General features: G+C 36.3%; 28 protein-coding genes. 23 read left to right on the top strand and 5 right to left on the bottom strand.

Annotation, left to right across the window (positions count from 1 at the left end; genetic code table 11):
* Positions 1–30: 30 nt before the first annotated feature.
* Positions 31–1,407, bottom strand: a complete 1,377-nt coding sequence (gene rlmD, locus IGJ76_RS08630) for a 23S rRNA (uracil(1939)-C(5))-methyltransferase RlmD (protein WP_071868233.1) — start codon at positions 1,405–1,407, stop codon at positions 31–33.
* A gap of 107 nt (positions 1,408–1,514) precedes the next feature.
* Here rlmD and recX point away from each other — a divergent pair, with 107 nt between their 5' ends.
* From recX to ntdP, 3 genes are all read left to right on the top strand, one after another.
* Positions 1,515–2,315 (top strand): recombination regulator RecX, encoded by an 801-nt coding sequence (recX, locus tag IGJ76_RS08625; RefSeq protein ID WP_086270805.1) that lies wholly within the window; start codon positions 1,515–1,517, stop codon positions 2,313–2,315.
* On the top strand, positions 2,308–3,495 hold the full coding sequence (gene mutY, locus IGJ76_RS08620; RefSeq protein WP_376021752.1) for an A/G-specific adenine glycosylase: 1,188 nt from the start codon (positions 2,308–2,310) through the stop codon (positions 3,493–3,495). The genes recX and mutY overlap by 8 nt, the downstream gene beginning before the upstream one ends.
* Positions 3,496–3,588: 93 nt before the next feature.
* On the top strand, positions 3,589–4,122 hold the full coding sequence (ntdP, locus tag IGJ76_RS08615) for a nucleoside tri-diphosphate phosphatase (protein ID WP_067480792.1): 534 nt from the start codon (positions 3,589–3,591) through the stop codon (positions 4,120–4,122).
* Positions 4,123–4,175: 53 nt separating this feature from the next.
* On the opposite strand, the gene IGJ76_RS08610 is transcribed toward ntdP, so the two are convergent.
* A complete protein-coding gene (locus IGJ76_RS08610; protein WP_067480796.1) occupies positions 4,176–4,619 on the bottom strand; it encodes a GNAT family N-acetyltransferase in 444 nt (147 codons plus the stop codon).
* Positions 4,620–4,774: 155 nt separating this feature from the next.
* On the opposite strand from IGJ76_RS08610, the gene IGJ76_RS08605 reads away from it, so the two are divergent.
* The 11 genes from IGJ76_RS08605 to IGJ76_RS08555 all read left to right on the top strand — a co-directional run bounded on the left by IGJ76_RS08605 (position 4,775) and on the right by IGJ76_RS08555 (position 14,061).
* On the top strand, positions 4,775–5,893 hold the full coding sequence (locus IGJ76_RS08605; protein WP_067480800.1) for an AI-2E family transporter: 1,119 nt from the start codon (positions 4,775–4,777) through the stop codon (positions 5,891–5,893).
* 126 nt (positions 5,894–6,019) lie between these two features.
* The gene (locus IGJ76_RS08600) at positions 6,020–7,396 is read left to right on the top strand and encodes a hemolysin family protein (RefSeq protein ID WP_067480803.1); all 1,377 of its coding nucleotides are present in this window, start codon (positions 6,020–6,022) and stop codon (positions 7,394–7,396) included.
* A 163-nt stretch (positions 7,397–7,559) separates the two neighbouring features.
* On the top strand, positions 7,560–9,137 hold the full coding sequence (locus tag IGJ76_RS08595; protein ID WP_067480807.1) for a peptide chain release factor 3: 1,578 nt from the start codon (positions 7,560–7,562) through the stop codon (positions 9,135–9,137).
* Between the two features lie 205 nt (positions 9,138–9,342).
* Positions 9,343–9,717 (top strand): hypothetical protein, encoded by a 375-nt coding sequence (locus IGJ76_RS08590; protein ID WP_270346101.1) that lies wholly within the window; start codon positions 9,343–9,345, stop codon positions 9,715–9,717.
* Between the two features lie 264 nt (positions 9,718–9,981).
* Positions 9,982–10,536, top strand: a complete 555-nt coding sequence (locus tag IGJ76_RS08585) for a TetR/AcrR family transcriptional regulator (RefSeq protein WP_095803728.1) — start codon at positions 9,982–9,984, stop codon at positions 10,534–10,536.
* A gap of 45 nt (positions 10,537–10,581) precedes the next feature.
* On the top strand, positions 10,582–10,926 hold the full coding sequence (locus IGJ76_RS08580; protein WP_413126855.1) for a hypothetical protein: 345 nt from the start codon (positions 10,582–10,584) through the stop codon (positions 10,924–10,926).
* Between the two features lie 74 nt (positions 10,927–11,000).
* Positions 11,001–11,420: a DUF2871 domain-containing protein gene (locus tag IGJ76_RS08575; protein WP_071868238.1), complete on the top strand. Its 420-nt coding sequence runs from the start codon at positions 11,001–11,003 to the stop codon at positions 11,418–11,420.
* An 18-nt stretch (positions 11,421–11,438) separates the two neighbouring features.
* The gene (locus tag IGJ76_RS08570) at positions 11,439–11,816 is read left to right on the top strand and encodes an HsmA family protein (RefSeq protein ID WP_095803726.1); all 378 of its coding nucleotides are present in this window, start codon (positions 11,439–11,441) and stop codon (positions 11,814–11,816) included.
* A 181-nt stretch (positions 11,817–11,997) separates the two neighbouring features.
* Entirely contained in the window at positions 11,998–12,540 is a 543-nt protein-coding gene (locus IGJ76_RS08565; RefSeq protein WP_095803725.1) for a ClbS/DfsB family four-helix bundle protein, read from the top strand.
* 130 nt (positions 12,541–12,670) lie between these two features.
* Positions 12,671–13,552, top strand: coding sequence for an AraC family transcriptional regulator (locus IGJ76_RS08560; RefSeq protein ID WP_430596559.1), 882 nt, complete (start codon positions 12,671–12,673; stop codon positions 13,550–13,552).
* Between the two features lie 248 nt (positions 13,553–13,800).
* Positions 13,801–14,061, top strand: a complete 261-nt coding sequence (locus IGJ76_RS08555) for a flagellar motor switch protein (protein ID WP_430596558.1) — start codon at positions 13,801–13,803, stop codon at positions 14,059–14,061.
* Positions 14,062–14,222: 161 nt separating this feature from the next.
* Here IGJ76_RS08555 and IGJ76_RS08550 read toward each other — a convergent pair whose 3' ends face one another.
* Both IGJ76_RS08550 and IGJ76_RS08545 read right to left on the bottom strand, forming a co-directional pair.
* Positions 14,223–14,546, bottom strand: coding sequence for a DUF1827 family protein (locus IGJ76_RS08550; protein ID WP_067480834.1), 324 nt, complete (start codon positions 14,544–14,546; stop codon positions 14,223–14,225).
* 220 nt (positions 14,547–14,766) lie between these two features.
* Positions 14,767–17,004, bottom strand: a complete 2,238-nt coding sequence (locus IGJ76_RS08545) for an ATP-dependent Clp protease ATP-binding subunit (protein ID WP_067480837.1) — start codon at positions 17,002–17,004, stop codon at positions 14,767–14,769.
* 576 nt (positions 17,005–17,580) lie between these two features.
* Between IGJ76_RS08545 and IGJ76_RS08540 the strand changes: the two genes are divergently transcribed.
* From IGJ76_RS08540 to IGJ76_RS08515, 6 genes are all read left to right on the top strand, one after another.
* Positions 17,581–17,847: a phosphocarrier protein HPr gene (locus IGJ76_RS08540; protein WP_002287602.1), complete on the top strand. Its 267-nt coding sequence runs from the start codon at positions 17,581–17,583 to the stop codon at positions 17,845–17,847.
* Positions 17,847–19,574 carry a phosphoenolpyruvate--protein phosphotransferase gene (gene ptsP / locus IGJ76_RS08535; protein ID WP_067480840.1) on the top strand — a complete coding sequence of 576 codons (1,728 nt, stop codon included), beginning with the start codon at positions 17,847–17,849 and terminating at the stop codon, positions 19,572–19,574. The genes IGJ76_RS08540 and ptsP overlap by 1 nt, the downstream gene beginning before the upstream one ends.
* A gap of 188 nt (positions 19,575–19,762) precedes the next feature.
* On the top strand, positions 19,763–20,812 hold the full coding sequence (locus IGJ76_RS08530) for a glycosyltransferase (RefSeq protein ID WP_211276007.1): 1,050 nt from the start codon (positions 19,763–19,765) through the stop codon (positions 20,810–20,812).
* Between the two features lie 17 nt (positions 20,813–20,829).
* Positions 20,830–22,053, top strand: a complete 1,224-nt coding sequence (locus IGJ76_RS08525) for a glycosyltransferase family 4 protein (RefSeq protein WP_067480843.1) — start codon at positions 20,830–20,832, stop codon at positions 22,051–22,053.
* Between the two features lie 75 nt (positions 22,054–22,128).
* Positions 22,129–23,016 carry an NAD(P)-dependent oxidoreductase gene (locus IGJ76_RS08520; protein WP_067480846.1) on the top strand — a complete coding sequence of 296 codons (888 nt, stop codon included), beginning with the start codon at positions 22,129–22,131 and terminating at the stop codon, positions 23,014–23,016.
* A gap of 85 nt (positions 23,017–23,101) precedes the next feature.
* On the top strand, positions 23,102–23,332 hold the full coding sequence (locus tag IGJ76_RS08515; protein ID WP_067480849.1) for a YkuJ family protein: 231 nt from the start codon (positions 23,102–23,104) through the stop codon (positions 23,330–23,332).
* A gap of 116 nt (positions 23,333–23,448) precedes the next feature.
* On the opposite strand, the gene IGJ76_RS08510 is transcribed toward IGJ76_RS08515, so the two are convergent.
* Positions 23,449–24,372: a GIY-YIG nuclease family protein gene (locus tag IGJ76_RS08510; RefSeq protein WP_095803724.1), complete on the bottom strand. Its 924-nt coding sequence runs from the start codon at positions 24,370–24,372 to the stop codon at positions 23,449–23,451.
* Between the two features lie 305 nt (positions 24,373–24,677).
* Here IGJ76_RS08510 and fabT point away from each other — a divergent pair, with 305 nt between their 5' ends.
* Genes fabT through IGJ76_RS08495 form a run of 3 tightly spaced genes read left to right on the top strand, consistent with a single transcriptional unit; the run spans position 24,678 to position 26,375 of the window.
* Positions 24,678–25,118 carry a fatty acid biosynthesis transcriptional regulator FabT gene (gene fabT / locus IGJ76_RS08505; protein ID WP_067480856.1) on the top strand — a complete coding sequence of 147 codons (441 nt, stop codon included), beginning with the start codon at positions 24,678–24,680 and terminating at the stop codon, positions 25,116–25,118.
* Positions 25,119–25,127: 9 nt separating this feature from the next.
* Complete coding sequence (locus IGJ76_RS08500; protein ID WP_067480860.1) at positions 25,128–26,090, top strand: beta-ketoacyl-ACP synthase III; 963 nt, start codon at positions 25,128–25,130, stop codon at positions 26,088–26,090.
* 60 nt (positions 26,091–26,150) lie between these two features.
* Positions 26,151–26,375: an acyl carrier protein gene (locus tag IGJ76_RS08495; protein ID WP_002287614.1), complete on the top strand. Its 225-nt coding sequence runs from the start codon at positions 26,151–26,153 to the stop codon at positions 26,373–26,375.
* Positions 26,376–26,479 lie beyond the last annotated feature (104 nt).

Raw genomic sequence — 26,479 nt, 5'->3', positions numbered from 1 at the left:
GATCGGAAATGAAAACTTCTTTTTATCCGTTTATTTTTTTGTTAGCTTTACAACGACTTCACAGCGAGCAGTTTGTGGAAACATGTCGACAGATTGCAAGTAGTCGACTTGATAACAGTTTGTTAATTCAACTAAGTCGCGCGCCAAGGTTGAAACATTACAAGAGATATAAACCAATTTTTTGGCTGGATGTTTCAACAAAGCTTGAACTAATTTCGCATCCAAACCAGTTCGAGGTGGATCAACGATAATTCCATCTGGTTGGAACCCTTCTTCGAGCCACTTAGGTAAAAGTTCTTCTGCCGTTCCGACTTCATAGCGAGTGTTGTCGTAGCCTAAACGAGTGGCATTTTTTTTTGCATCATCAATTGCTTGAGGAACAATGTCCATTCCGCGAACTTCTTTGGCATATTTTGCAACACTTAACCCGATTGTTCCAACACCACAATACGCATCCACAACTGTGTCATCTTTTTCGATTGCCAGTGCTTTGATTCCTTCTTGATAAAGAACTTTTGTTTGTTCTGGATTCAGTTGGAAAAAGGCGCGTGGCGATAGATCAAAAGTGACTTCATTGATTCGTTCTTCGATTGCTTCTTTTCCCCAAAGATGAATTGTTTCGTCACCCATTACTAAAGAAGTTTTTTGCGGTTGAACATTTTGCATAATGGAAACTACTTCGGGTAATCGCTCGTTGATTTCACGAATCAGTGCATTTTTTTGTGGGAACTTTTGGCTACGAGTAATGAAGACGACTTGTAGTTCCCCCGTTTGGATTCCCACACGAACCATGATTGTTCGAAAGATACCGCTATTTGTTCGTTCGTCATAAATGGGTAGATCATATTTATTTAACAAGCGAACGACCGTATTCATCACTTTTTGTGTTCGAGGTTCTTGGACTAAGCAATCAGTCAGCGGAACTAAGTTATGTGAATTCGCTTGATACAAACCAGCCTCGATTTGGTTTGTTTTTTTGTTTTTTCTTAGCTGAAATTGGGCTTTGTTACGATAACGCCAAGGGTCTTCCATGCCAATCGTTGGTAATAAAGAAAAATGACGAAAGCCAGCTGGTTTGAATTTTTCAAGTGCTTGTAAAAGCAAATCTTTTTTGAAATCGAGTTGTGCATGGTAGGCTAAATGTTGTAATTGACAACCACCACACTCGTAATAAACAGGACAGGGAGCGACAACACGTTGACTACTCGGCTTTTTCACTTTCACAAGTTCTGCTTCAGCGTAGCGAGGTGTCGCTTTGGTGATTTTTACCAGTACTTCTTCCTTTGGTAAAGCATAGGGAACAAAAATAATCAATCGTTTGAAGTAGCCAATGCCTTCACCATTGATACCAAGTCGTTTAATTTTTAAAGGAACTGTTTGTCCGGTTTTGACAATTGTTTCTGCCATAGGTATCTCCTTTTTTTCGTTTGATGTGGGTCTATTCTATCACAAAATCGCTGTCGGCGGGGAGTTTCTATGATATGATAGAGAATATATGTTCGAGGAGGAGTTTCATGATAACAGTGACGAGGATCAGTAAAGGCAAAGGCCCTTTTTACCAAGTCGATTTATCTGTTGGCGAGCCACTGCGCGTGTCAGAAGATGTTTTAATTCGTTATCGTTTATTAAAGGGACGAGAGTTAGATGAAGAATTAATCAAAGAAATCAAAAAAAGCAGTGGAGAAGACTTTGGTTTTCAACAAGCATTGAATTATTTGAGTTATCAATTACGTTCAGAAAAAGAAATTCGTACCTATTTAAAAGAAAAAGAAATTGTTCAAGAAGATCGAAATAAAATCGTTGCACGATTGAAAGAATTAGATTTGATTAATGATCTTGTTTACGGAGAAAGCTACGTCCGAACTCAGATGCGATTGAGTGACAAAGGTCCCAGAAAGTTGAGCCAGCAATTACAGCAAAAAGGGCTAAAACCAGAAATCATCGAGCAAGCATTGAGCCAATATCTTTTTGAAGACCAAGTGGAGGTTGCCAGTATCGCGGCACAAAAAGCATATAAAAAAAATCATGGAAAAAGTCAGAAAGAACTTTTACGAAAAATCCAACAAAATTTAATGACTAAAGGCTTTCACTCGGAGGTCATCCAGCAGGCGATTGCCCAATTACCACAAGAAGTTGATGAGGAAGCTGAGTATGAGTTGTTGGTAAGCCAAGGCGAAAAATTATGGCGAAAGAATGCACGTTTTGATTTAACAAAACGCAGAATGAAAGTCAAACAAAGTCTGTATCAAAAAGGATTCAATCTGGATTTGATTCAACGATTTATTTCAGAAAAGGAAGCAGAAATCAGTGAATAAAGAATGGAAAAACTGGTCAACAGAGCAGACAAAAGAATTTCAGGAAGAATTTGTTGAGTGGTATGAAAGAGAAAAAAGGAATTTACCTTGGCGCTATAATCACGACCCATACCGCATCTGGATCTCAGAAATTATGCTACAACAAACGCGCGTCGATACAGTTATCGACTATTTTTATCGGTTTATGGAGTGGTTTCCAACGATTGAGGAGTTAGCCAATGCACCAGAAGAAAAATTATTGAAGGCTTGGGAAGGGTTAGGTTATTACTCCCGCGCTCGAAATATTCAAGCAGCAGCGAAACAAATCATGAGTGAATTTGGTGGGGAAATGCCCCAAACAGTTGCTGAAATTAGTTCGTTGAAAGGAATCGGTCCTTATACGACGGGAGCGATTGCTAGCATTGCCTTTGATTTGCCTGAACCCGCAATTGATGGAAATGTGATGCGAGTTGTGAGTCGTTTGTTTTGCATTGAAGAAGACATTGCGAAAGCGTCTAGTAGGAAAGTTTTTGATGAAGCAGTTCGAAGCATTATTGACGAAGAACATCCGGGAGAATTCAATCAGGCATTCATGGATTTAGGTTCGGCTATTTGTACACCGACGTCACCCAAATGTGAGATTTGTCCCATTCAATCTTTTTGTTTAGCAAATAAACGTGGAATACAAACCAACTTTCCTGTTAAAACAAAAAAAGCAAAGCCAAAAGATGTTTATTATGTGGCAGCAGCAATTCAAGATCAAGCAGGAAGCTTTTATTTGGAAAAACGAACCAGTCAAAAGTTATTGGCAGACATGTGGACGTTTCCGTTAGTTGAAGTCACACTTGAACGGTATCAGGAACTTCAGCAAGAATGGGCATCAGTTGTTGACAATCAACCGAATTTGTTTGATGAGTTACTGGTCGCAGAAAAACAGATAGATTTACCCTTTGCACACCAAGAGACAGTCGTTTGGCAAAAGCGTCATTTGGGCGAGGTAGTCCATGTGTTCAGTCATTTAAAATGGCATGTTCTTTTGTTTTACGGGCGAGCAACAAGCAGGACTAATCAGCTGTTACCGGAAACAGAAGCTGCTTTGTGGACTGATGAAGCAAAGTTTGCTCAATTTGTTTTTCCGAAAGTTCAAATGAAATTGGTGGAACAACTTGAGAAAAATAGAAACAATAGTAATCCTTCCTAGGCAAAGAGAAAGTTTATTGATATAATAATTACGATGTCGGTGTAATGAACACCCAAACACAAAGCACAAGATGCTGCTTAAGGAAGGGTTGCTATGGGAGTTCCAAAAGAAGGAGAGTTTGTCACGATCCAAAGTTACAAACACGACGGCAAATTGCATCGAACGTGGCGTGATACCATGGTATTAAAAACAAGCGAACACTCAATGATTGGCGTGAACGATCACACTTTAGTTACCGAGTCTGACGGTCGCCGCTGGGTAACGCGAGAACCAGCGATTGTGTATTTCCACAAAAAATACTGGTTTAATGTAATAGCAATGATTCGTGAAAAGGGGGTTTCCTATTATTGTAATCTAGCTTCACCTTTTTTATTAGACGATGAAGCCTTGAAGTATATCGATTATGATTTAGATATCAAGGTGTTTCCTGATGGAGAGAAACGATTGTTGGATGTTGATGAATATGAAATGCATAGTAAAATCATGCATTATCCTAATGACATCGACTTCATTTTAAAAGAGAATGTGAAGATTTTAGTTGACTGGATCAATAATGAACAAGGACCTTTTTCTGAAGGCTATATTGATGTTTGGTATGATCGTTATAAGCAATTGTCGCGAAAGTAAAACAAAAAAGAACAGCGAGCTTAAGAAATTTTTCTTAAACTCGCTGTTCTTTTTTATGGTTGTGACATTTTTTTTCGCATATGTAGATGAGGCATTCCCGCATCTTCAAATGGTTCGCCATAAATTTCATAACCTAGTTTGGAATAAAAATTCACAGCAGTTTCTTGAGCACCTAAAAGAATGGTATTGTAGCCTTGATTTTTGGTGAATTCTTCCGCTTCTTTCACTAAATGATTTCCTAAACCTTGTTGACGGAAATTTTGAAGAATTGCCATTCGCTGCAATTTCATTTTGCCATTATCTAATGGTAGTAAACGAACAGTTCCGCAGGGTTCTTTTTTTTCTGAATAAAGGACAAAATGAATACATCTAGCTTCGTCTTTATCAATTTCTCGTTCTAATGGAACGCCTTGCTCAACGACAAATACTTGATGTCGAATGCGAATAGCATCTAAATAAATCCCACTTAACGTATCTCTTGTTTGTACGATTTTCATTCTACAATCACCTCTCATTATTTTTTAGTATACTGGAAAGTTTGTGAAATGAAAAGCCGTGGCAATCCTAGTCGTTAGATAAAAAAAGAGAAGTTAGAGAAGAATTTTTAAACTAGATGCGCTATACTATAAAAAAGAGAAAAGGAGGAAATCGATTGTTTGAAAAACTGAGAAATTCCAAATTAATGTTTTGGTCTTTTGAATTATTGATCTTAGCCACATTGATTTTGGTTTCTTCAAAAATCAATTTTATATTTGAACCCATTGGGACATTTTTTTCAACCTTATTTGCACCAGTTTTAATTGCTGGATTCTTGTATTATATTTTGAATCCGATTGTTAAGTTGCTGATGCGAACAAAAATCAAACGAACTTGGGCAGTGGTTCTTGTATTGCTGATGTTATTAACGGCAATTATTTGGATTTTACTAAGCGTAATCCCAAATCTGGTACAACAAATTTCTTCATTGGCTTCAAACATGCCTGACTTCATCAAACAGGTCGAACGCTGGTTAAGAGAAATGGCAGAATTGCCGATTTTTAAAGAAGTGAATATCAGCAAATATTTAGACCAGCTAGATATTTCTTATGGGCGAATCATTCAACAATTTTTAAGCGGAATCTCTTCTAGTTTAGGTTCGATTGTTGGAACGATTGCTTCTGCGACAATCGTGATTGTGACGGCACCATTTATTTTGTTCTATATGCTAAAAGATGGTGAAAAGTTAGTACCGAATATTGAGCGCTTTTTCCCAGAAAAAAGAAGAAGTCAAATTGTCGAATTACTTGGCCAACTGAATCAAACATTAGCTAACTATATTAGTGGGCAAGCAATCGAATGTTTATTTGTCGGTACATTTACCTTCCTAGGATATTTTCTTCTAGGGGTTGATTATGCCTTTTTATTCGGCGTGATTGCAGGATTGACCAATTTGATTCCCTACTTAGGTCCTTATTTAGGGTTAGCTCCAGCCTTTTTAGTGACGGTTTTCAATGAGCCATTTAAAGCATTGCTTTGCTGTGTCGTTGTATTAGTCGTTCAACAACTAGATGGAAATATCATTTATCCAAATGTTATTGGGAAATCATTGAAAATCCATCCATTAACAATTATTATCGTCTTATTAGTTGCTGGAAATATTGCTGGACTATTAGGAATCTTCTTAGGTGTACCTTTTTATGCGATTTGTAAAACAATTGTTTCTTATGTTATCAAAATCGTTAAGGAAGATCAGCGAAACGAAAGTACGAAGAAAATCGCGACGACACCATAAGACGTGCACCGCTATTTTTATTGCAAAGAAAATCGCTTTGTGATACCATTTTAACGTGGCTACCTAGCCACGTTTTTTTCTATCGTAAACTAAAAAAATTTAACTTAACAAGGAGAGAATGCGATTATGAATGCTGACCCTGAGAGTCAGTCGCTGTTAGCGCAGATTTTATTATTGATCGTTTTGACATTGATCAATGCTTTTTTAGCTGCTTCAGAGATTGCGGTTGTGTCTATCAATAAAAACCGGGTTGAACAAAAAGCTGAAGAAGGAGATACAAAATCACAAAAACTTTTGAAAATATTGCAAGACCCTACCAACTTTTTATCTACGATTCAAGTTGGGATTACGTTGGTCAACATTTTATCTGGTGCTTCTTTGGCCAATACGTTGTCTGAGAAACTTGCTCCAGTGCTAGGTGGTAGTGCGGCAGCAAAAAATCTTGCTAGTGTGATTGTTTTAGCGATTTTAACTTATGTATCGATTGTTTTTGGTGAGCTTTATCCAAAACGAATCGCTTTGAATAAATCTGAAGAAGTTGCACAATTAACTTCTGGTTTTATCCGAGCAATTGGTGTGGTAGCAAAACCTTTCGTGTGGTTGTTGTCTGCCTCAACTAGTTTGTTAGCCCGAATCACTCCGATGACATTTGACGATGAGGACTCAAAGATGACTCGAGACGAAATGCGTTACATGTTGGAAACAGAAGGTGTCTTGGATAATGAAGAACTAGAAATGTTGCAAGGTGTTTTTTCTTTAGATACGAAAGTTGCGCGAGAAGTGATGGTACCTCGAACGGATGCTTTTATGATCGACATCAATGATTCCGTTGAAGATAATATCAATGAAGTTTTATCCGAAAACTATTCTCGAATACCTGTCTATAACGAAGATAAGGATAAAGTAATCGGGATTCTTCATACGAAAAACTTATTAAAAGCTGCTCACAAATTTGGCTTTGCTAATTTAGAAATTCGTAAAATCATGCAAGAACCATTGTTTGTTCCTGAAACAATTTTTATTGATGATTTGTTGTATGAATTGAAGAAAACACAAAATCAAATGGCCATTTTGCTTGACGAGTATGGTGGTGTAGTAGGTTTAGCAACTTTAGAAGATTTGCTAGAAGAAATCGTTGGTGAAATCGACGATGAATCTGATGAAGTTGAAAGCCTTTATGAAAAAGTAGCAGAACATGAATATATCATTCAAGGACGGATGCTGATCGACGAATTCAATGAAGCGTTTGACACAGATCTTCATATGAGCGATGTCGACACGATGGCTGGTTACTTGATTACAGCATTAGGATTGATTCCTGATGAAGGCGAAAAGCTTTCGTTTGATGTTGATAACGTGACATTGATTTCAGAAGAAATGGAAGGATCAAGAATTTTAAAAATTCGTGTCCAATTCCATGATCCAGAAGAAGTCGAAGTCGAGCCAGAAGAGGAACGTCGTTATTTTAGAAAAGAGTTCGAAGACGACGAACTTAGAAGATAAAACGAAGAGAAGCTGTGATGAAAATCATAGCTTCTTTTTTGAATTTATCCACTCACTGACTGTTTCATTCAAGAAATACATGATATACTAATCTAGTTGTAAGACGAGACTATTAGGTATTCGCGGAAACAGTAAATAAATGATGAAGAAACGGAGTTAATCTATGAACAAGGAATTAAAACAACAAGTTGATAATCGCCGCACATTTGCGATTATTTCCCATCCGGATGCGGGGAAAACAACGATTACTGAACAATTACTTTTGTTTGGTGGTGCAATTCGCCAAGCCGGTACGGTTAAAGGAAAAAAAACAGGGAATTTTGCTAAATCTGACTGGATGGAAATCGAAAAACAACGTGGGATCTCAGTTACCAGTTCAGTGATGCAATTGGATTACAAAGGAAAACGCGTCAATATTTTGGACACACCTGGACACGAAGACTTCTCTGAAGATACTTATCGAACATTGATGGCTGTCGACAGTGCAGTGATGGTGATTGATAGCGCGAAGGGGATCGAAGCACAAACGAAAAAATTATTTAAAGTTGTCAAAAAACGCGGTATCCCGATTTTTACTTTCATCAATAAACTAGATCGTGATGGTCGCGAACCACTTGAATTACTTGAAGAACTCGAAGAATTATTGGATATCGAGTCTTACCCAATGAACTGGCCAATTGGTATGGGAAAAGGGTTGGAAGGCTTATATGATATTTACCATAATCGTGTGGAATTTTACCGTCCTGAAAACTATAACGATGAACGTTTAGTTGAACTAGATGAAGATGGCTTGTTGCCTGACAATCATCCATTAACTCAAAATTCAATTTACTCACAAGTATTGGAAGAGGTTGAGTTAGTCAAAGAAGCTGGCGATGCTTTTAATGCGGAAAAAATTGCACGAGGTGAGCAAACACCTGTCTTCTTTGGTTCAGCGTTAACGAATTTTGGGGTGCAAACTTTCTTGGAAACTTTTGTAGACTTAGCGCCATCACCACATGGACATAAAACTCGGGATGAGCAAGTCATTAGTCCTTACGAAGAAGAATTTTCAGGCTTTGTCTTTAAAATTCAAGCAAATATGAATCCTGCACATCGTGACAGAATTGCCTTTGTGCGAATCTGTTCAGGAACATTTGAGCGCGGAATGGACGTTTCTTTGGAACGTACAAGCAAAAAATTGAAATTAAGTAATGTGACTCAATTTATGGCAGATGCTCGTGAAAATGTCGAAAATGCAGTTGCAGGTGATATTATTGGGGTCTATGATACCGGAAATTACCAAATTGGTGATACTTTATATGAAGGAAAATTAAAAGTTGCTTATGAAGAATTGCCTTCATTTACACCAGAATTGTTTATGAAAGTCACAGCAAAAAATGTGATGAAACAAAAATCTTTCCATAAAGGAATCCAACAATTGGTTCAAGAAGGTGCAATTCAGTTGTATAAAACTTATTTGACTGAAGAATACATTATTGGTGCTGTAGGACAACTCCAATTTGAAGTTTTCCAATACCGAATGATGAATGAATACAATTCAGAAGTTATTATGACGCCAATGGGGAATAAAATCGCGCGTTGGATCAATCCAGAAGACCTAGACGAAAAGATGAGTTCAAGTCGAAATATCTTAGCTCGTGACCGTTTCGATCAACCACTCTTCTTGTTTGAAAATCAATTCGCCATGCGCTGGTTTAGCGACAAGTATCCGGATGTTGAATTGAAAAGTTTGCTCTAAAAAGATTGCTCGTGAATCAGCTGTAAAAAATAAAAATCGTACACTTACAAAAGCTCTTTTTTGTCAAAATTTGATGGAAAAGGGCTTTTTTTGTTAGGAATGATCGAAACATTCCTATGCTATAATAAAGTACAGGATTAAGTATAAAAGAAATGGATTTTGATTGATTACATAGAAGAAAAAATGATGTGAGGAGGGCCCAGACATGTTTCGAAAAATAGATCAAATTCTTAAGAAATCACCATTTTATAGGATGATTGCAGTGGTTAGTTTAGTTGCAATAGGCGAAAGCTTTTTAAATCTCTTCAATCATCGCTTCCTATTTAGTAACATGCAAACGACCTATACGTTTCTATTTCTCTATGGGGCAATGTTGCTTCTTTCAAAGCTGTCTTTGCCTAAGTGGTTACTATTCATCTTGGTTTATTTAATTTTTTTTACTATTGCTAGCGTTGAAATGTTTCTTGATCATAGTTATGTTGACTACACTTCCTTTATTGTTGTTGGTGGAGTCACTCTGTTGGTTGCAACAATTGTAACAATCGGTGCGGTGGAAATCCAAAGGCGAGGGTATCATTAATACAAATGCTTGAGAAAACACTTGATGAATTAATAGAAAGAAATAACTAGCTAAAAGATAAAACAATAGCACAGAAGAGCCTATTTTTGATGGGCTTTTTTTATGTAATTAAAAAAGTCAAAAGGAATATTTTTCTAAAAATAGTAAGAAAACTGAACAGGTAAAAAACAAGTATATCTCATGCTTCAACTTTTTTTGTTGACGACTAAATGAAATTTTAGTATCATCAATATGAACATTGTTCATGTTAGAGGAGGAAGAGTAATGAATAATGCTGTTAGCTCAAAAGAAGAACTGATTAGCTATTGTAAAGAAATTGTGAAAGAGCAAGGGATTCAGGCGGTTAATATCCGTTCTTTAGCAAAAAAAAGCGGTATCTCTGTTGGGGCTGTTTATAATTATTTTCCTTCAAAAAGTCATTTGCTATCTGCAACAATTGGAAGTATTTGGGCAGAAATCTTTCATTTGTCTGAAACATCTTTCGACTTTAACAACTTTCTTGACTGCTTAGCAGCTTTGCTAAGAAGCATCGAAAAAGGAAAAGAACTATATCCTAATTTTTTTACGGCGCATGCGTTAGTTATGCCTGCGGAAGATCAAGCAATGGGTTCAGAATTGATGGAAACTTATTGGAACCACATCAAGCAAGGAATGCTCAAGGCGTTACAAAAAGATCCACAAGTTCGAGAAAGTGTGTTTAATCAACAATTATCAATGGAAGAATATGTCGATTATATATTTGAGCTATTCTTGTACACAATAATTAGCGAAAAAAAACATGAAAATTTATTGCAACTCGTCCGTAACTCAATCTATTAGTAAAAAATTTTAAAGTAAAATGAACATTGTTCACAAGGAGTGCTTATGGTAAAAAAAATCCAGTTATTATTAATTGCAAGTTTGGTTTGGCTGTTTGCAGGTTTTAATGTCATAAAGATTGGAATAGATGCATATCAAAATTATGTTGGAATATTGAACATATTTCTATCCATTTTCATTTTTTTACTCTTTTGGTTCATGGTATTTGGACCTTTGACAAAAAAACATACACAAAGAATCAGTGAACTTAACGAAGAAAAACAGTTCTTTTTAAAGTTTTTTGATGGCAAATCATTTAGTATCATGGCAATCATGATTCTTGGCGGTTTTAGTATTCGAAAGTTTCAACTATTACCTGAACAATTTATCGCCATTTTTACAGTGGTCTAGGGTCTGCATTGTTTTTAGCAGGCATCGTTTTTGGGTATAACTACTTTAATTCAAATAGAAAGTGAGCGGAAAATATGAAAAAAGTGATGAATACAGCTATTGTTTATTTTGTTCTGGCAATGATTAGTGGCGTTTTTTATCGAGAAGCCACCAAGTTAAATGATTTTACGGGGCAGACGGTTTTGGCAGTTGTCCATACTCATTTATTTGCTTTAGGAACAGGACTCTTTTTATTGATAGCAGTTCTTTTTAAGGTGACACGCTTAGAAGAAAATAAACGATATAAAAAGTTTTATATACTGTATAACTTATCTTTTCCTTTGATGATTGTAATGATGGTTGTTAGAGGGCTAATCCAAATCCAACAACAAACGATTTCTACTGGTGTGGATGCCATGATTTCTGGGATTGCGGGTTTATCGCATATTGGAGTCACAGTGGCATTGTTGATGGTATTATTAGCAATAAAAAAAGAAATGCTTAATGAAATGTAGGAAGAAGGAGAAGTGTAGATGTCAACTTTATTGATTGCGGCAATTATTTGCATGGTTTTAGCTTTAACGTTTTATACAATTGGAGTATTTGCCGAAAGAAAAAAAGGTTTATTGTTGAACTGGCATGCATTGGTTTTCTGGTGTGGTTTTGTCTTTGATACTGCTGGAACAACGATCATGAGTAAAATTTCTGGTCGTGGTTTTACATTTAATTTGCACAGCGTAACGGGATTAGTTGCGTTACTATTAATGGCTTTTCATGCAATTTGGGCAACAATTATTTTGATTAAAAAAGACGACAAAGCCAAACAGACATTTCATCAATTTAGTTTATTTGTCTGGATTGCATGGCTAGTTCCTTTCGTTCTAGGGATTTTCATTGGCATGAATCAGTAGGAATTTTTGTCTAAAAAGTTTAAAAATAAAAAACAGTTTTAGAGGGTGAGATAAAACAAAATCTCATCCTCTTTTTCATCTCATTCTGAGAGTATAGTCCACATTTTAAGTTAGCAGGCGACAAATAGAACCGTTTTTTGTTATGATTTTATCAAGAATAAATTTCAGGGAGTGAGTGACAATGGCAAGACCGAAGACGAAGACTGATCTGATGTTCCTTGCAGAGGAAAAATTTGTTGCGTTGATGGAGTTGGTAAATACGTTGACTGATGAGGAACAGAAGGCACCATTTACCTTTGATGAGGCGTTTTTGACCAAGAAAAAAGAAAAACACTGGCGTCGAGATAAAAATGTCCGAGATGTTTTCATTCATTTATATGAATGGCATCAATTACTTTTAACTTGGGTGAAAGAAAATCAAGCTGGTCAAGAAATTTCATTTCTGCCCTCACCTTATAACTGGCGAACATATGGAGAAATGAATGAAGTATTTGTTGAAAAGCACCAAACTACTTCTCTGGAGCAAGCAAAAAAATTGTTGGAGCAGAGCCATCACGAAGTAATGACTGTGATCAATTCTTTTACAAATGAAGAACTATTTGAAAAAAATCAACTAAGCTGGACGGGGCATTCGACGTTAGGCAGTTATTGTGTATCTTCGACTTCCAGTCACTATGAGTGGGCAATAAAAAAAATCAAGCAACAAATCAAAAGCAAAAAATAAACTTGCTATACAAAGAAACTAAACTGTTTTACTCCATTCATGTTATGAAAAATTGACTAAAGATGTCTAGCTAAAATCAAGTATAGTCACGGACAAAAGGATAACCTGTTAATGAAGTTAGGAGAAAAAGATGATTCAAAACTTAAACAAACTAATCGATTATATCGAAGAAAACTTAACAGGTGAACTTTCATTGACTGAAATTGCTCAACAAATGGGCATTTCTGACTATCATCTAAAGCGAACTTTTTCATTTGTTGCTGGTATGACTTTAACGGAATATGTTAAAAATCGAAGACTGGCATTAGCAAATCAAGACTTGATTTCAGGAAAAAAAGTTACCGAAGTCGCATTTAGCTATGGATATCAGACAGTTGAAGGTTTTTCAAGAGCTTTTCGAGAGTGGAGTGGATACCTACCTTCAGAGATTAGAAAAATAGGAATTCAAAAATCTTTTCTTAAACTTTCATTTTATATTGAAGTAAGAGGAGGAATTTCAATGGAATTCAAAATTGAAAAAAAAGCGCCATTTCGACTAGTAGGTGTGTCGAAGCGTGTACCAATCCAATTTGAGGGAGAAAATCAAAGAATTGTTGAACTGGCACAATCCATTACCGAAAAACAGCGGGAAGAAATGCATCAATTAGGTGACTTATATCCTCACCAAGTAGTAAATGCTTCTTATCATTTTGATGAGGGAAGATTAGCAGAAACAGGAAGCTTAACCCATATGATTGGTTTTTTAACTAGTAAAGAAAATATTTTTAGTGATTTGGAACAGATAACTGTTCCAGAACATACATGGGCTATTTTTCCTAACCGTGGAAAGTTTCCTGAAGTGTTACAAGAAACAATGGCACTGATTTTCTCTGAATGGTTACCTTCATCAGAATACCAATTAGTAGAGGCACCGGAAATTTCTTTTACTAGTTGGACAAAAGATCAAGAAAATTTGGCTAGTGAAATCTGGTTAGCTGTTACTAAAAAAGAAGGAATAACTGATGAAGGTTAAACTGATTTTAGAAAGTCGATAGATTACAAGGACGAGATAATTGTGTTTTGTTCTACGAGGCTGGGAGGAATTTAACTCCCAGCTTTTTTGTGATTGGTGCTAAACGGATGAAAAAGTACATACAAAAGTTTCTTAAGTTTTCCCGCTACGAGTATTTTTACGTTACTTGCGAAAAATAAATTTTTAAATAAAAAAAATATTCTTTTTTGCGTATATAAACTTAAAAAAGGAAAGCGAGGTGGGAAACGATGGAGACAGAATGGCAAAAACGAGAACGAAAATTGAGAAAAAAAGCGGAGATGCTAAGACTGTGCCGACTATTGGATATTGAAGACTGGGATCAAAATCAAGCAATCAGTAGTGAAATCAAAAAAATAGTTAGCGGAGTGACTCGAAAACCAGAAGTTAACAATAAAAATGTCATGAATACCCAAAAAGAACAAAGAATCAGAGAAATAAAAAAATTAAGCAACGAACTAAGTGTCGCAAGAAGCAATGAGAACAACTAACTAAAATAGTTTACTAGCTACTGTATATATGTACAGGTACGTATGGCTGTATGCAGTGTAGTATAGAAAAAACATGATTATCTCAATATTAAGAAAGACAAAAATAAAATAAGCCTGACCAACAAGAATTGATGAACAATTCTTGTTGATTAGGCTTATTTTTAATTATATGCTAATTCTTGTCCTAGTGGTTGTTTTGGAATAGAAATTTCAACCATACCTTCAAGTTCAATAACTGTGATATCTTCTTTACGATAGTCTGCGTCATGGAGTTTCTTCAAGAAGTATTTTTGCACTTCTTGAATTTCATTTTGGCGGATATTTCGCTTATGATTCACTAGCAAAATCTCATTGTGTTCAGGTGCTTCAGTATAGACAACTGTGGTATTTCCCATGCTATAAACTTTGACCATATGTGCGTCAGTATTTTCTAATTGATTTAATACAAGGCGTGAATGGCTATTCGTCACGTTTACTAATTTCATGGCGCTCACCTCTCTTCTTTACGCATAAGTACATAAGTAACAGAATTATTTACCTAATTATAATTTTTTTCTCATAAAATGAACAGTAATTTGCATTGTCTTTTAAAAAAAAACTAAGGAGAGAAAGAAAAGCCGAACTTTCTATAAAATTTGTAAAACAAATTGAAGAAAGCACGACTTATCTTTTTGATTCACACTGCGAACAGTTGTTAGTTGTCAATTATTCCACAGCTTCAGATTTTGATTCTTTTGCCAAACGTTCAGGTTTTGATGTAATAACGATTCTGTTTTCTTTATCTAGTTTTGCTTTCAAATCATGGATTGTTGGATGATCTAGATAGAATTCCGCAATCCCGTCTTCAATTTGTTCTTGGATTGTTCGACGAAGTGGACGTGCGCCCATTGATGGATCATATCCTAAATCAACTAATTTTTCTTTGACATTTTCAGGTACTTCAATATGAAGTTGTTGAGGTGCCAACATTTCATTCACGTCATTCAACATTAAAGTAACGATGGACATTAAATCTTCTTTTGACAAAGCACTGAATTCAATGATGCCATCAAAACGGTTCAAGAATTCTGGTGTGAAATAGTTGTTTAATTGATTCAAAACAGAGCGAGTAACGCCTTCTCTCGCTGCACCGAAACCAACATTTGCTTCAACTTTACCTGTACCAGCATTACTTGTCATAATGATGATCGTATCTTTGAAGCTGACTGTCCGACCTTGCGCATCTGTTAAACGACCATCATCCAAAATTTGCAAGAACATGTGCAAGACATCTGGATGTGCCTTTTCAACTTCATCAAGCAAGATTAGGCTATACGGATTACGTCGTACTTTTTCAGTTAATTGACCAGCTTCTTCATAACCAACATAGCCAGGAGGGGAACCAATCAATTTTGACACGCTGTGTTTTTCCATGTATTCAGACATGTCGAAACGAATCATTGAGTCTTCGGAACCAAATAACTCGAAAGCTAATTGTTTAGCAAGTTCTGTTTTCCCGACGCCAGTAGGTCCAACAAATAAGAATGAACCAATTGGGCGATCTTTTTTGCTTAATCCAACGCGGTTACGGCGGATGGCTTTGGCAACGCGTTCCACGGCGTTGTCTTGACCAATTACGTGCGCTTTCAAATCAGTTGCAAGATTTTTAAGCTGTGTTTGTTCTTTTTCTTTCAATTCACCAACAGGAATACCTGTGCGTTGTTCAACAATTTGTTCCATATCTTTTTCTGTGATGACTGGTGTTTCTTCATCGGTGATTTGTTTTTCCTTCATTTTTTGAAGTTTATTGATTTGGTCACGATAATAGGCTGCTTTTTCAAAGTCTTCTTCGTTAGAAGCTTGCGTTTTTTGTGTTTCAGCTTCTTGCAGTTTTTTATCAATCGTTTTTGGATCAACGATTTGGATCGTCAAATTTTTCTTTGAACCAGTTTCATCTAATAAATCAATTGCTTTATCAGGTAAAAAGCGGTCTTGGATGTAACGGTTAGACAGGACAGCTGCAGCTTTGATTGCTTCATCTGTATATTTCACATGATGGTAGTCCTCATAACGTTTTTGTAGACCTTTTAAAATACTAATTGTTTCATCGACAGTTGGCTCATCGACACGGACTGGCTGCATCCGACGTTCAAGAGCAGCATCTTTTTCAATAATTCGGTATTCGTTCAAAGTAGTAGCACCAACCATTTGAAGTTCACCACGAGCTAAAGCTGGTTTTAAGATATTTCCGGCGTCCATGTTTCCATCACCCGCAGCACCTGCACCAACGATTTCATGAACTTCATCAATGAATAAGATGACATTTTCTGCTTGTGTGATTTCTTCAATCAGTTTTTGCATCCGTTCTTCAAACTGACCACGAATCCCAGTTCCTTGAACTAAAGAAACAACATCTAGACGAATGACTTCTTTATCCATCAATTTTTGTGGAACATCGCCATCAACGATTTTTTGTGCCAAACCCTCAACGACTGCTGTTTTACCAACACCAGGTTCACCAATTAAAACAGGATTGTTTTTTGTTCGGCGGTTGAGGATCTCAACCACACGTTTGATTTCTTCATCACGACCGATAACTGGGTCGATATCACCTTGACGCGCTTGTTCAGTGATATTAATGCCATACTCACCAAGCAAACCTTCAGTATTTCCTTGTGGTGGTTGTCCACCGTTAAAGTTATTACCGCCACCGAATTGAGTAGGTGGTGTTTGTTCATAACCATTTCCTTGTTGTTGCATTTGATTAGACATTGAACGGAATAGATCGTCAAGACTACCAAATCCAAATGGATCATTTTGGGCCATATTTGTCAGACCTCCATTTTTTTGATTTTTCATTTTTTGATAACAGCTCTGGCAATAATCTAATTGCGCTCGATGTCCGTTAACTGTTGCGTATAAATGAATCGTTGCTTCATTTTTGCCACAATTTTGACAAAGCATGTGTAGTTCACGTCCTTTCACAAAATGGGTTGCATCTTTATTTTACAACGCATATTTCAAGAGGTAAAAAGAAAACCCTTATCTTTCTTCCATCATTCGTTAGTTGAGAAGGTAAAAAAAGTCTATTGACCATTTCTGACCTTTGAACTTATTATACTAAAAAAAAGAAGAGAATCAACTATTTTAACTCGAATCAATTTTGATTTTAAAATAGCGTAATAAAGGCGCATCTAATAGAAAGAATGTCTTAGACTACATAACAAAGCCTTGTCCTTTTTCTTAAGGAAGAGAGAAGAAAAAATTCGTGTGATTTGTCCAAAAAAGAAGATAAAATAATAGAAGTTTATTGAAAACGGAATCAACGAATGAATGCGAAAGGATAAATCCAATAACGAAAAGAAAAGGAGTTTAAATAAAATACTTTTCATTGAATTTGAATGAAAACTGTTGTATCTGTCGACAAAAAATGGTAATCTTTACAAATGAAAGGGTAAAGCTTTATTAGAAATCTTCTGGATTGCTAAAAAAGAAAACCCTCACATAAAAACAACACTCACTTAAAGGAGACCGATCAATATGGAAAAGAAAGAATTTCACGTAGTAGCAGAAACTGGGATCCACGCACGTCCAGCTACATTATTAGTACAAACAGCAAGCAAATTTAACTCTGATGTAAACTTAGAGTATAAAGGTAAATCAGTAAACTTGAAATCTATCATGGGCGTTATGTCTTTAGGTGTAGGTCAAGGTTCTGACGTTACAATTACAGCTGAAGGTGCTGACGAAGCAGACGCTATGGCAGCTATCGTAGAAACAATGAAGAAAGAAGGCTTATCTGAATAATGGTTGAAATGCTAAAAGGGATTGCCGCTAGTGACGGTGTAGCCGTTGCAAAAGCTTACCTGCTAGTTCAACCGGATTTATCATTCAGTAAGACAACAGTAGAAGATACAGCTGCTGAAGAAACTCGTTTAGATGCTGCATTATTAAAATCTACTGAAGAATTGCAACAAATTCGTGAAAAAGCAGCGCAAAGCTTAGGTGAAGCAGAAGCGCAAGTATTTGATGCTCATTTGATGGTTCTATCAGACCCAGAAATGATTGGTCAAATCAAGCAAAATATTAAAGATAACAGTGTGAATGCTGAATCAGCTCTTAAAGAAGTAACTGATATGTATATTGGCATGTTTGAAGCTATGGATGACAACGCTTATATGCAAGAACGTGCTGCTGACATTCGTGACGTTGCAAAACGTATTTTAGCGCATCTATTAGGTGTGAACTTGCCAAATCCTTCAATGATTAACGAAGAAGTTGTCGTTGTTGCTCATGATTTGACACCAAGTGACACAGCTCAATTAGATCGTACATTTGTTAAAGCTTTTGTGACAGATATTGGCGGACGCACTTCTCACTCTGCAATTATGGCTCGTTCTTTAGAAATTCCAGCAATCGTTGGAACAAAAGAAATCACTGCTAAAGTAAAAGAAGGTCAAATGTTAGCTGTTAATGGTATTGAAGGTGATGTAATCATCGAACCAACAGAAGAACAAAAGGCTGAATTTATTAAAGCAGGAGAATCTTACGCTGCACAAAAAGCAGAATGGGAAAAATTAAAAAATGCTGAAACAGTTACGGCTGATGGCAAGCATTTTGAATTAGCCGCAAATATTGGAACACCAAAAGATTTAGTTGGTGTTCATAACAACGGCGGAGAAGCTGTTGGTCTTTATCGTACAGAATTTTTATACATGGATTCTCCGGACTTCCCTACAGAAGATGACCAATATAAAGCTTACAAAGCTGTCCTAGAAGGTATGGAAGGTAAACCTGTTGTTGTTCGTACAATGGACATCGGTGGGGACAAAGAATTGCCTTACTTACAATTACCACACGAAATGAACCCATTCTTGGGTTACCGTGCACTACGTATCAGCTTGTCTGAACAAGGTGATGACATGTTCCGCACACAAATGCGTGCATTGTTACGTGCCTCTGTTCATGGTAACTTGCGTATCATGTTCCCAATGGTAGCTACTTTGAAAGAATTCCGTGCAGCAAAAGGAATCTTTGAAGATGAAAAACAAAAATTAATTAATGAAGGCGTGGAAGTATCTGATACAATCCAAGTCGGAATTATGATTGAAATTCCTGCCGCAGCTGTCATTGCTGACAAGTTTGCTAAGGAAGTTGACTTCTTCTCAGTAGGTACAAACGACTTGATCCAATATACTATGGCTGCTGACCGTATGAATGAACGTGTTTCATATCTATATCAACCTTACAATCCATCAATCTTACGTCTAATTAAAAACGTGATTGACGCAGCACATGCTGAAGGCAAATGGGCTGGAATGTGTGGAGAAATGGCTGGGGATCAAACAGCTGTGCCTCTATTAGTTGGTATGGGCTTAGATGAGTTCTCAATGAGCGCAACATCTATTCTTAAAACACGTAGCTTGATGAAACGTTTAGATACAACGAAAATGGCTGAACTTGCAGATCGCGCATTGAAAGATTGCGATACAATGGAAGAAGTCGTTGAACTTGTAAATGAATACGTAAAATAAGCTTGACTATTGAGTGTTAGAAATTTTGCTAGCTTTAGCGAGATTTCTAACACTTTTTTTATTTTCTCGTAACATGTTTAGTTTTTTCAATTGAATCGCTTACTTTTTAAGTTGTTGAAAAATAGGGCTTAAGTTTGAGTGACAGTTTCTTGGCTATGTTATACTATATAGGAGAAGGGGGACGTAAGGTGAAAGTATTATTATATTTTGAAAGTGAAAAAATACTTGCAAAATCTGGGATTGGGCGTGCGCTTGATCATCAAAAGCGTGCTTTGTCAGATGTGGGGATTCCTTATACATTAGATACCAACGACGACTATGATATTTTGCACATTAATACTTATGGTATCAATAGTCATAATATGGTTAACAAAGCGCGAAGAGATGGCAAGAAAGTTGTTTATCATGCACATTCGACAGAAGAAGACTTTCGCAATTCGTTTATTGGCTCTAACCAATTATCTCCTGTCGTCAAAAAATATCTAGTGAGTTTGTATCAAAAGGCAGATTATTTGATTACGCCTACACCATATTCTAAAAAGTTATTAGAAAGCTACGGAATCGAAGTACCTATTCGTGCAATTTCCAATGGAATTGATTTAGATAAATACCAACCTGATCTTACGAAAGAACAAAGATTTAGAGAATATTTCAATTTGTCTTCAGATCAAAAAGTAGTGATTTGTGTTGGCTTGTTTTTTGAACGAAAGGGAATCATTGACTTCGTTGAAATTGCTAGAGAAATGCCTGAGTACACATTTGTTTGGTTTGGTCATGTACCGATGTACTCGATTCCTAAAAATATTCGAAAAATCGTTAAAGAAGACCATCCGGAAAATGTCATATTCCCTGGTTACATTCGTGGAGATGTCATTGAGGGTGCTTATTCAGGCGCAGATTTGTTTTTCTTTCCTTCATACGAAGAAACTGAAGGAATCGTTGTTTTAGAGGCGCTAGCAAGTCGACAAAATGTCTTAGTTAGAGATATTCCAGTGTATGAAGGCTGGTTAAAAGATGGCGAAAACTGTTATATGGGACGAACGAATCAAGAATTTATTGAAAAAATCAGACAAATAACTGAAAAAGAGGTTCCAAGTTTGGTGCAAGCTGGTTATCAAACAGCCGAAGAACGTAGCATCGAACGAATTGGGCGAGAACTTCAAGGAGTTTATGAAATGGTGTTAGAGGAACAAGAAGCACCTTTAGAGGTAAGAAAAAGTAAATCAATGAAAAGGTAGTTTGGAGGCAAAAAAACATGAAAGTTGGCTTTTTTACCGATACCTATTTTCCGCAAGTTAGCGGGGTTTCTACATCAATCAAGACATTAAAAGATGAACTTGAAAAAAATGGTCATGAAGTCTATATTTTCACTACAACAGATCCGAATGCGGATAAATTAGAAAAAGATGTTATTAGGATGCCAAGTGTTCCGTTTGTTTCTTTCAAAGATCGGCGAATCGTTGTAAGAGGCATGTGGTATGCTTATTTAGTTGCCAAAGAGCTGGAGCTAGATTTGATTCATACACATACCGAATTTGGAGCGGGGATTCTGGGGAAAATGGTAGCCAAGAAATTGAAAATTCCAGTTATTCATACTTACCATACAATGTATGAGGATTATCTTCATTATATTGCAAATGGTAAGGTGATCAGACAGTCACACGTCAAATATTTTTCGCGTATTTTTGCTAACCATACGACAGGAGTGGTTTGTCCAAGTGAACGAGTGATTGACACGTTACGTGGGTATGGTGTAGTTGCACCGTTGCGAGTGATTCCAACGGGGATTGATATCGAGAAGTTTAAGCGATCAGATATTACCACTCAGGAAATCAGCGCCTTACGTACGTCATTAGGAATGACTGATGACCAATTGATGGTGCTTTCGCTTAGTCGGCTCTCTTATGAGAAAAACATTCAAGCAATTATTCAAGGTTTTCCAGAAGTCATTGCATCTTATCCAAATGCGCGCTTAGTGATTGTTGGAAAAGGACCTTATATGGAAGAATTACAAGAGTTAATAGAAGAATTAGACTTACAAGAAGTCGTTCAGTTTACTGGTGAAGTTGATAACAATGCAGTTGCTCTGTATTACAAAGCAGCAGATTATTTTGTCAGTGCGTCCACTTCCGAAACACAAGGGTTAACATATACAGAAGCTATGGCTGCTGGTACACCGTGTGTGGTTGAAGGTAACGCTTATTTAAATCGCCTATTTGATCACGCATCATTAGGAAAAACATTTGAAACAGATCAAGATTTTGCACAAGCACTTATTCAATATATAACAGATGAGATTCCTCGTGATGAAGCAGTTTTAGCTGCGAAGCTTTATGAAATTTCGTCTACTCATTTTGGTGAAGCAATGATTGAATTTTATCAAGACATGATTGTTTATCATGAAGAGGAAACGCGCAGAAAAGAAGAAGAAGCTTCCATCGAGCGAATTAAAATTAAATTAAATTCATTTAAACGATAAATAAAGCAATTTATTCTTAAAAAACCTTGATTCTAGCGTATACTAGAGTCAAGGTTTTTTTTAGGAGGTTGAAGGATGAAACTCGGATTTATTGGAACAGGAGTAATGGGTAGCTCAATTGTTGAACACTTATTACGAGCAGGATACGAAGTGGTCGTTTATAATCGAACAAAAGCAAAAGCAGATCCTTTAGTTGCTAAGGGAGCTGTTTGGGCAAAGACACCACAACTAGTTGCTAGACAAAGCGAAGTGATTTTTACAATGGTTGGATACCCAACAGACGTTGAAGAAATCTATTATGGGCAAAATGGGATTTTTTCAGCAGATGTTTCGGGGAAAATTGTAGTTGACTTAACAACCAGTACGCCAACTTTGGCAGAAAAAATTGCTCAGACAGCTTCTGAAAAGGGAGCAGCTGCGTTGGATGCGCCAGTTTCTGGTGGCGACTTAGGAGCAAAGAACGCGACATTAACCATTATGGTTGGTGGACAATCAGATGTCTACGAAAAAGTTTTACCAATTTTTAGAGAGTTTGGCTCAACTTTTACATTACATGGTGATGCAGGAAAAGGTCAGCATACAAAAATGGCCAACCAAATCATGATTGCTGGTACAATGACAGGGATGACCGAAATGTTAGCTTACGCACAAAAAAATCAACTTGATTTGAAAAAGGTGATTGAAACGCTTTCTGGTGGTAGTGCAGCAAACTGGTCTTTGAGCAATTATGCGCCACGTATTTTACGCGAAGACTACTCTCCCGGATTTTTTGTTAAACATTTTATCAAAGATTTAAAAATTGCTTTAGATGAAGCTGAAAACCAATCACTTGAACTACCAGCTACAAAACAAGCACTTATCTTGTACGAACAGTTGGCTGGTAAAGGGTTTGAAAATGATGGGACACAAGCGTTGATTAAACTTTGGTGGCCGAATGGAAATGTTCCAGAAAAAAAATCATAAAAAACTGGTTTTTTTCGCGAAAATCAATGCAAGACAGCCATGACTTTGATACAATATAACAGAAATAAGAAAAGGAGGACCTCCTATGACACATTCACAATTAGTCGCAATTATTAAACGACTGGAGGCTATGGTCGAATCAGCAGACAACGAGTTGCAAGTTCGTCGCTTTGAAAAAGAAGGCGTTGAAAAATGTACAGTAACTTATGATAAAGCAACTACTACATTTGAATTAACTGAAACAGATACACACCAACAATACGAGTTTGATAATATTGATATCGTTGCGATGGAAATCTACGACTTAATCCAATAAGTTTTGCTCATTTAGCGTAAGCTTGTAAACAACATAAAAAGACCGAGATGATTATTCGTCTTGGTCTTTTTATGTTGTTCTGTTTGAGTGGCTATTAAGAGACGCTCGTAGGTTATTTATTGTGACTGTTCTTTGCTAAGCTTGCGTTGATAGCTGAGTAAAATTTGAACAGGATCAACTTCAGCCTTTGTTAGCTGTTGTTTTTTTGCTAAAGTATCATTTCCAACAGCAAAATGAAAATTAGGTGGGGTGTTACCAGCTATTTTAGTTGTCGCTACTAATTGACCGTAGCAAATCAAATAATATTTTGTCAATTCTTGATCTGCTGCAACGGGTAAAGACAAAATGAGACGAGGTGTTTGCAAAAAGGTCTTTTGGTTTTGGATTTGCTGGATGAAGTAAGTCATTAACTCAATTTCACTTTGAATACTACTTGCACGTTCGAAATTGAGAAGTTCAATAAAGTGTTCTTGTCGTTGTTTAAGATAAGTTAAAATTTTTTTATTTCGACCTTTTAAAAGACCTTCAATTTCTTTTTTCTTTTGTTGAAAGGACAACTGAGCGATTGTTGGAAGTTGTGTTCGCAAAGCTAATAAACTAATTTCTTTCAGCCAAGGCATTTGGTAAGTCTCTTCTAAAATACGTAAGATAGTAGGTATTTTTTTGTAGGAACGAAAAGGACCGAAGCTTTGAGCAGTCGGCTCATCTGACAGGATAAAACCAGTATCAGTTAATTGAAGATAATTGTAATTGGTAAAATAGTTCATCTGTCGATTATAGAATGGATGATAGTGTTGAATCAATTCACATTCTAAAAGCAATGCATCTAATTCGGTATCTACCACCACAAAATCAAAATCGACAATTGTATGTACCATTCGTAGCACTTTAGTTGAATGTTGTTTGTTTTGCTGAAAGTAACTACTCACACGATTTTTTAATTGCTTGGCTTTACCAACATAAATCACTGAGCCATGTTTATCTTTCATTAAATAAACCCCGGGAAGAAGAGGCAAATGTTTCACTTTTTCTTTAAGCATAATTACTCCTTTTATCTTTCAATCAAAAAAACTATATCAAATTTGAAAAAAACAAACAAGAAAACTTGTTTTTTTAGAAAACTACTGGACAAAAAAGCTTTGATAATCAAAATATTTTTTTGAAATGAATTTTTAATCTATCTTTGTTAAATATTTGTTTTATCAGCATTTATAAATGAATTTTTTCTTAAAATAAACTGAGAATCGAAAAAAGTTGTTGATTATGGTTGATTTTTGAAAAAAGTTAAGATATAGTTTGAACATCAAAAGATTTGATAATCAAACTAATTAGTGGATGGTGGAACATGGAACCAGATTTGAAAACAGTTAATGATTATCTCGTAAGTGTGTTCAATGATATTTTGACGATCGAAGAGTCTGAGTTGAAAAAATCACAATTCAACGATCTATCAATTACTGAGATGCATACGATCGAGGCAATCGGGATGTATAAGAAAAAAACAACTTCAGAAGTAGCAAAGGAGTTATCGATCACTGTTGGGACCTTGACCACTGCCATCAACAAATTAGTGAAAAAAGGGTATGTTGAGCGTATTCGCAGTGAAGATGATCGGCGTGTGGTGAAACTGGGCTTGACGAAAAAAGGAAAGCTATTGTATCGCGTACATCAACATTTTCATCGAGAAATGGTCAAAAACATTCTGGATGGAATGGGCGACCAAGAACAACATGCTTTGCTAAATGCACTGAAAAACTTGCATGATTTCTTGCGAGAGTATAAGTGAGGAACGTTAATGGAACAATTTGGAACAATTACGGCAACTGCAAGTGTACTTCCTGAAAGAATCGTGACTAACGATGAGCTTTCACAAATGATGGAAACATCAGATGAATGGATTCGTTCACGAACTGGGATTAGAGAAAGACGTTGTGTAACGAATCAAACAACATCAGATCTTTGTTTCCTAGTTGCGCAAAAATTACTAGAAAAGCAAAAAATCCAACCCGAAGAACTGGATTTCATCGTAGTTGCTACGATTTCTCCGGATTATGCAATGCCGTCAGTGGCTGCGCAAGTCCAAGGTCGATTGGGCGCAACCAAAGCAATTGCTTTTGATTTGAGTGCTGCTTGTACTGGTTTTGTGTATGCACTAAGTATTGCTGAAAAACTGATTCGCTGTGGCTCGAAAAAAGGGCTTGTCATTGGTGGAGAAACGTTGTCTAAGTTACTTGACTGGACAGACCGCTCTACAGCTGTTTTATTCGGTGATGGAGCAGGTGGTGTGTTATTAGAAGCTGGCGCAACACAAAAATTATTAGTGGAGCATTTAGCAACGGATGGTACACGAGGTTCTTCGTTAACAGCAGGATATCATGAAAATAAAAGTCCATTTTATTCTGAAAAGTCAGAAGGTTCTTACTATTTGCAAATGGTTGGACGTGATATTTTTGACTTTGCAGTCCGAGATGTCGCGAAAAATCTAAAAGAAATAACGCAAGAAAATTCAGTTGATTATCTACTTTTGCATCAAGCAAATCAACGAATTATTGAAAAAATTGCTCGGAAGGTCAAAATTCCACAAGAGCAGTTTCTAGCAAACATGGATAAGTATGGTAATACTTCTGCTGCAAGTATTCCTATTTTATTAGACGAGGCGGTTTCCGCTGGAACGCTTCAATTAGGCAGTAATCAAAAAGTGGTATTTACAGGTTATGGCGGAGGTTTAACATGGGGAAGTATCCTCATGGAGCTATAAACTGATAAATGATAAAAATAAAACTATAAAATTGTAAACAATATCGGAGGAATATATCGTATGGTATTCGAAAAAATTCAAGAAATTATTGCAGAAGAATTAGGTAAAGAAACAGAAGAAATTAAATTAACAACAGATATTCAAGAAGATTTAGAAGCTGATAGCTTGGACTTATTCCAAATCATCAACGAAATCGAAGATGAATTCGATGTGAAAATTGAAACAGAAGATGGCATTAAAACTGTACAAGATTTAGTTACTTACGTTGAAAAACAAACTGCATAATCATGTAATAAGGTTGGGGGCTGGGACATTTCCGATGTGAAATGTCTTAGCCTTTTTGAATAAATGGATACTTAATCGTCTATCCTAAACTATTGGAGAATATC

The sequence above is a fragment of the Enterococcus sp. DIV0175 genome (assembly GCF_050529075.1).
GTDB classification, from domain to species: domain Bacteria; phylum Bacillota; class Bacilli; order Lactobacillales; family Enterococcaceae; genus Enterococcus_B; species Enterococcus_B thailandicus.
This window is presented reverse-complemented; position numbering and strand designations above follow the sequence as displayed.

Excerpts from the sequence above, each read along its gene's own strand:
- IGJ76_RS08570 (WP_095803726.1), top strand. The coding sequence starts at position 11,439 with ATGTCAACTTTATTGATTGCGGCAATTATTTGCATGGTTTTAGCTTTA.
- ntdP (WP_067480792.1), top strand. The coding sequence starts at position 3,589 with ATGGGAGTTCCAAAAGAAGGAGAGTTTGTCACGATCCAAAGTTACAAA.
- IGJ76_RS08595 (WP_067480807.1), top strand. The coding sequence starts at position 7,560 with ATGAACAAGGAATTAAAACAACAAGTTGATAATCGCCGCACATTTGCG.
- ptsP (WP_067480840.1), top strand. The coding sequence starts at position 17,847 with ATGGTTGAAATGCTAAAAGGGATTGCCGCTAGTGACGGTGTAGCCGTT.
- IGJ76_RS08590 (WP_270346101.1), top strand. The coding sequence starts at position 9,343 with ATGTTTCGAAAAATAGATCAAATTCTTAAGAAATCACCATTTTATAGG.
- fabT (WP_067480856.1), top strand. The coding sequence starts at position 24,678 with ATGGAACCAGATTTGAAAACAGTTAATGATTATCTCGTAAGTGTGTTC.
- rlmD (WP_071868233.1), bottom strand. The coding sequence starts at position 1,407 with ATGGCAGAAACAATTGTCAAAACCGGACAAACAGTTCCTTTAAAAATT.
- IGJ76_RS08580 (WP_413126855.1), top strand. The coding sequence starts at position 10,582 with ATGGTAAAAAAAATCCAGTTATTATTAATTGCAAGTTTGGTTTGGCTG.
- IGJ76_RS08560 (WP_430596559.1), top strand. The coding sequence starts at position 12,671 with ATGATTCAAAACTTAAACAAACTAATCGATTATATCGAAGAAAACTTA.
- IGJ76_RS08600 (WP_067480803.1), top strand. The coding sequence starts at position 6,020 with ATGAATGCTGACCCTGAGAGTCAGTCGCTGTTAGCGCAGATTTTATTA.
- IGJ76_RS08575 (WP_071868238.1), top strand. The coding sequence starts at position 11,001 with ATGAAAAAAGTGATGAATACAGCTATTGTTTATTTTGTTCTGGCAATG.
- IGJ76_RS08495 (WP_002287614.1), top strand. The coding sequence starts at position 26,151 with ATGGTATTCGAAAAAATTCAAGAAATTATTGCAGAAGAATTAGGTAAA.
- IGJ76_RS08515 (WP_067480849.1), top strand. The coding sequence starts at position 23,102 with ATGACACATTCACAATTAGTCGCAATTATTAAACGACTGGAGGCTATG.
- IGJ76_RS08610 (WP_067480796.1), bottom strand. The coding sequence starts at position 4,619 with ATGAAAATCGTACAAACAAGAGATACGTTAAGTGGGATTTATTTAGAT.
- IGJ76_RS08555 (WP_430596558.1), top strand. The coding sequence starts at position 13,801 with ATGGAGACAGAATGGCAAAAACGAGAACGAAAATTGAGAAAAAAAGCG.
- IGJ76_RS08585 (WP_095803728.1), top strand. The coding sequence starts at position 9,982 with ATGAATAATGCTGTTAGCTCAAAAGAAGAACTGATTAGCTATTGTAAA.
- IGJ76_RS08540 (WP_002287602.1), top strand. The coding sequence starts at position 17,581 with ATGGAAAAGAAAGAATTTCACGTAGTAGCAGAAACTGGGATCCACGCA.
- IGJ76_RS08550 (WP_067480834.1), bottom strand. The coding sequence starts at position 14,546 with ATGAAATTAGTAAACGTGACGAATAGCCATTCACGCCTTGTATTAAAT.
- IGJ76_RS08520 (WP_067480846.1), top strand. The coding sequence starts at position 22,129 with ATGAAACTCGGATTTATTGGAACAGGAGTAATGGGTAGCTCAATTGTT.
- IGJ76_RS08500 (WP_067480860.1), top strand. The coding sequence starts at position 25,128 with ATGGAACAATTTGGAACAATTACGGCAACTGCAAGTGTACTTCCTGAA.
- recX (WP_086270805.1), top strand. The coding sequence starts at position 1,515 with ATGATAACAGTGACGAGGATCAGTAAAGGCAAAGGCCCTTTTTACCAA.
- IGJ76_RS08525 (WP_067480843.1), top strand. The coding sequence starts at position 20,830 with ATGAAAGTTGGCTTTTTTACCGATACCTATTTTCCGCAAGTTAGCGGG.
- IGJ76_RS08565 (WP_095803725.1), top strand. The coding sequence starts at position 11,998 with ATGGCAAGACCGAAGACGAAGACTGATCTGATGTTCCTTGCAGAGGAA.
- IGJ76_RS08510 (WP_095803724.1), bottom strand. The coding sequence starts at position 24,372 with ATGCTTAAAGAAAAAGTGAAACATTTGCCTCTTCTTCCCGGGGTTTAT.
- IGJ76_RS08545 (WP_067480837.1), bottom strand. The coding sequence starts at position 17,004 with ATGCTTTGTCAAAATTGTGGCAAAAATGAAGCAACGATTCATTTATAC.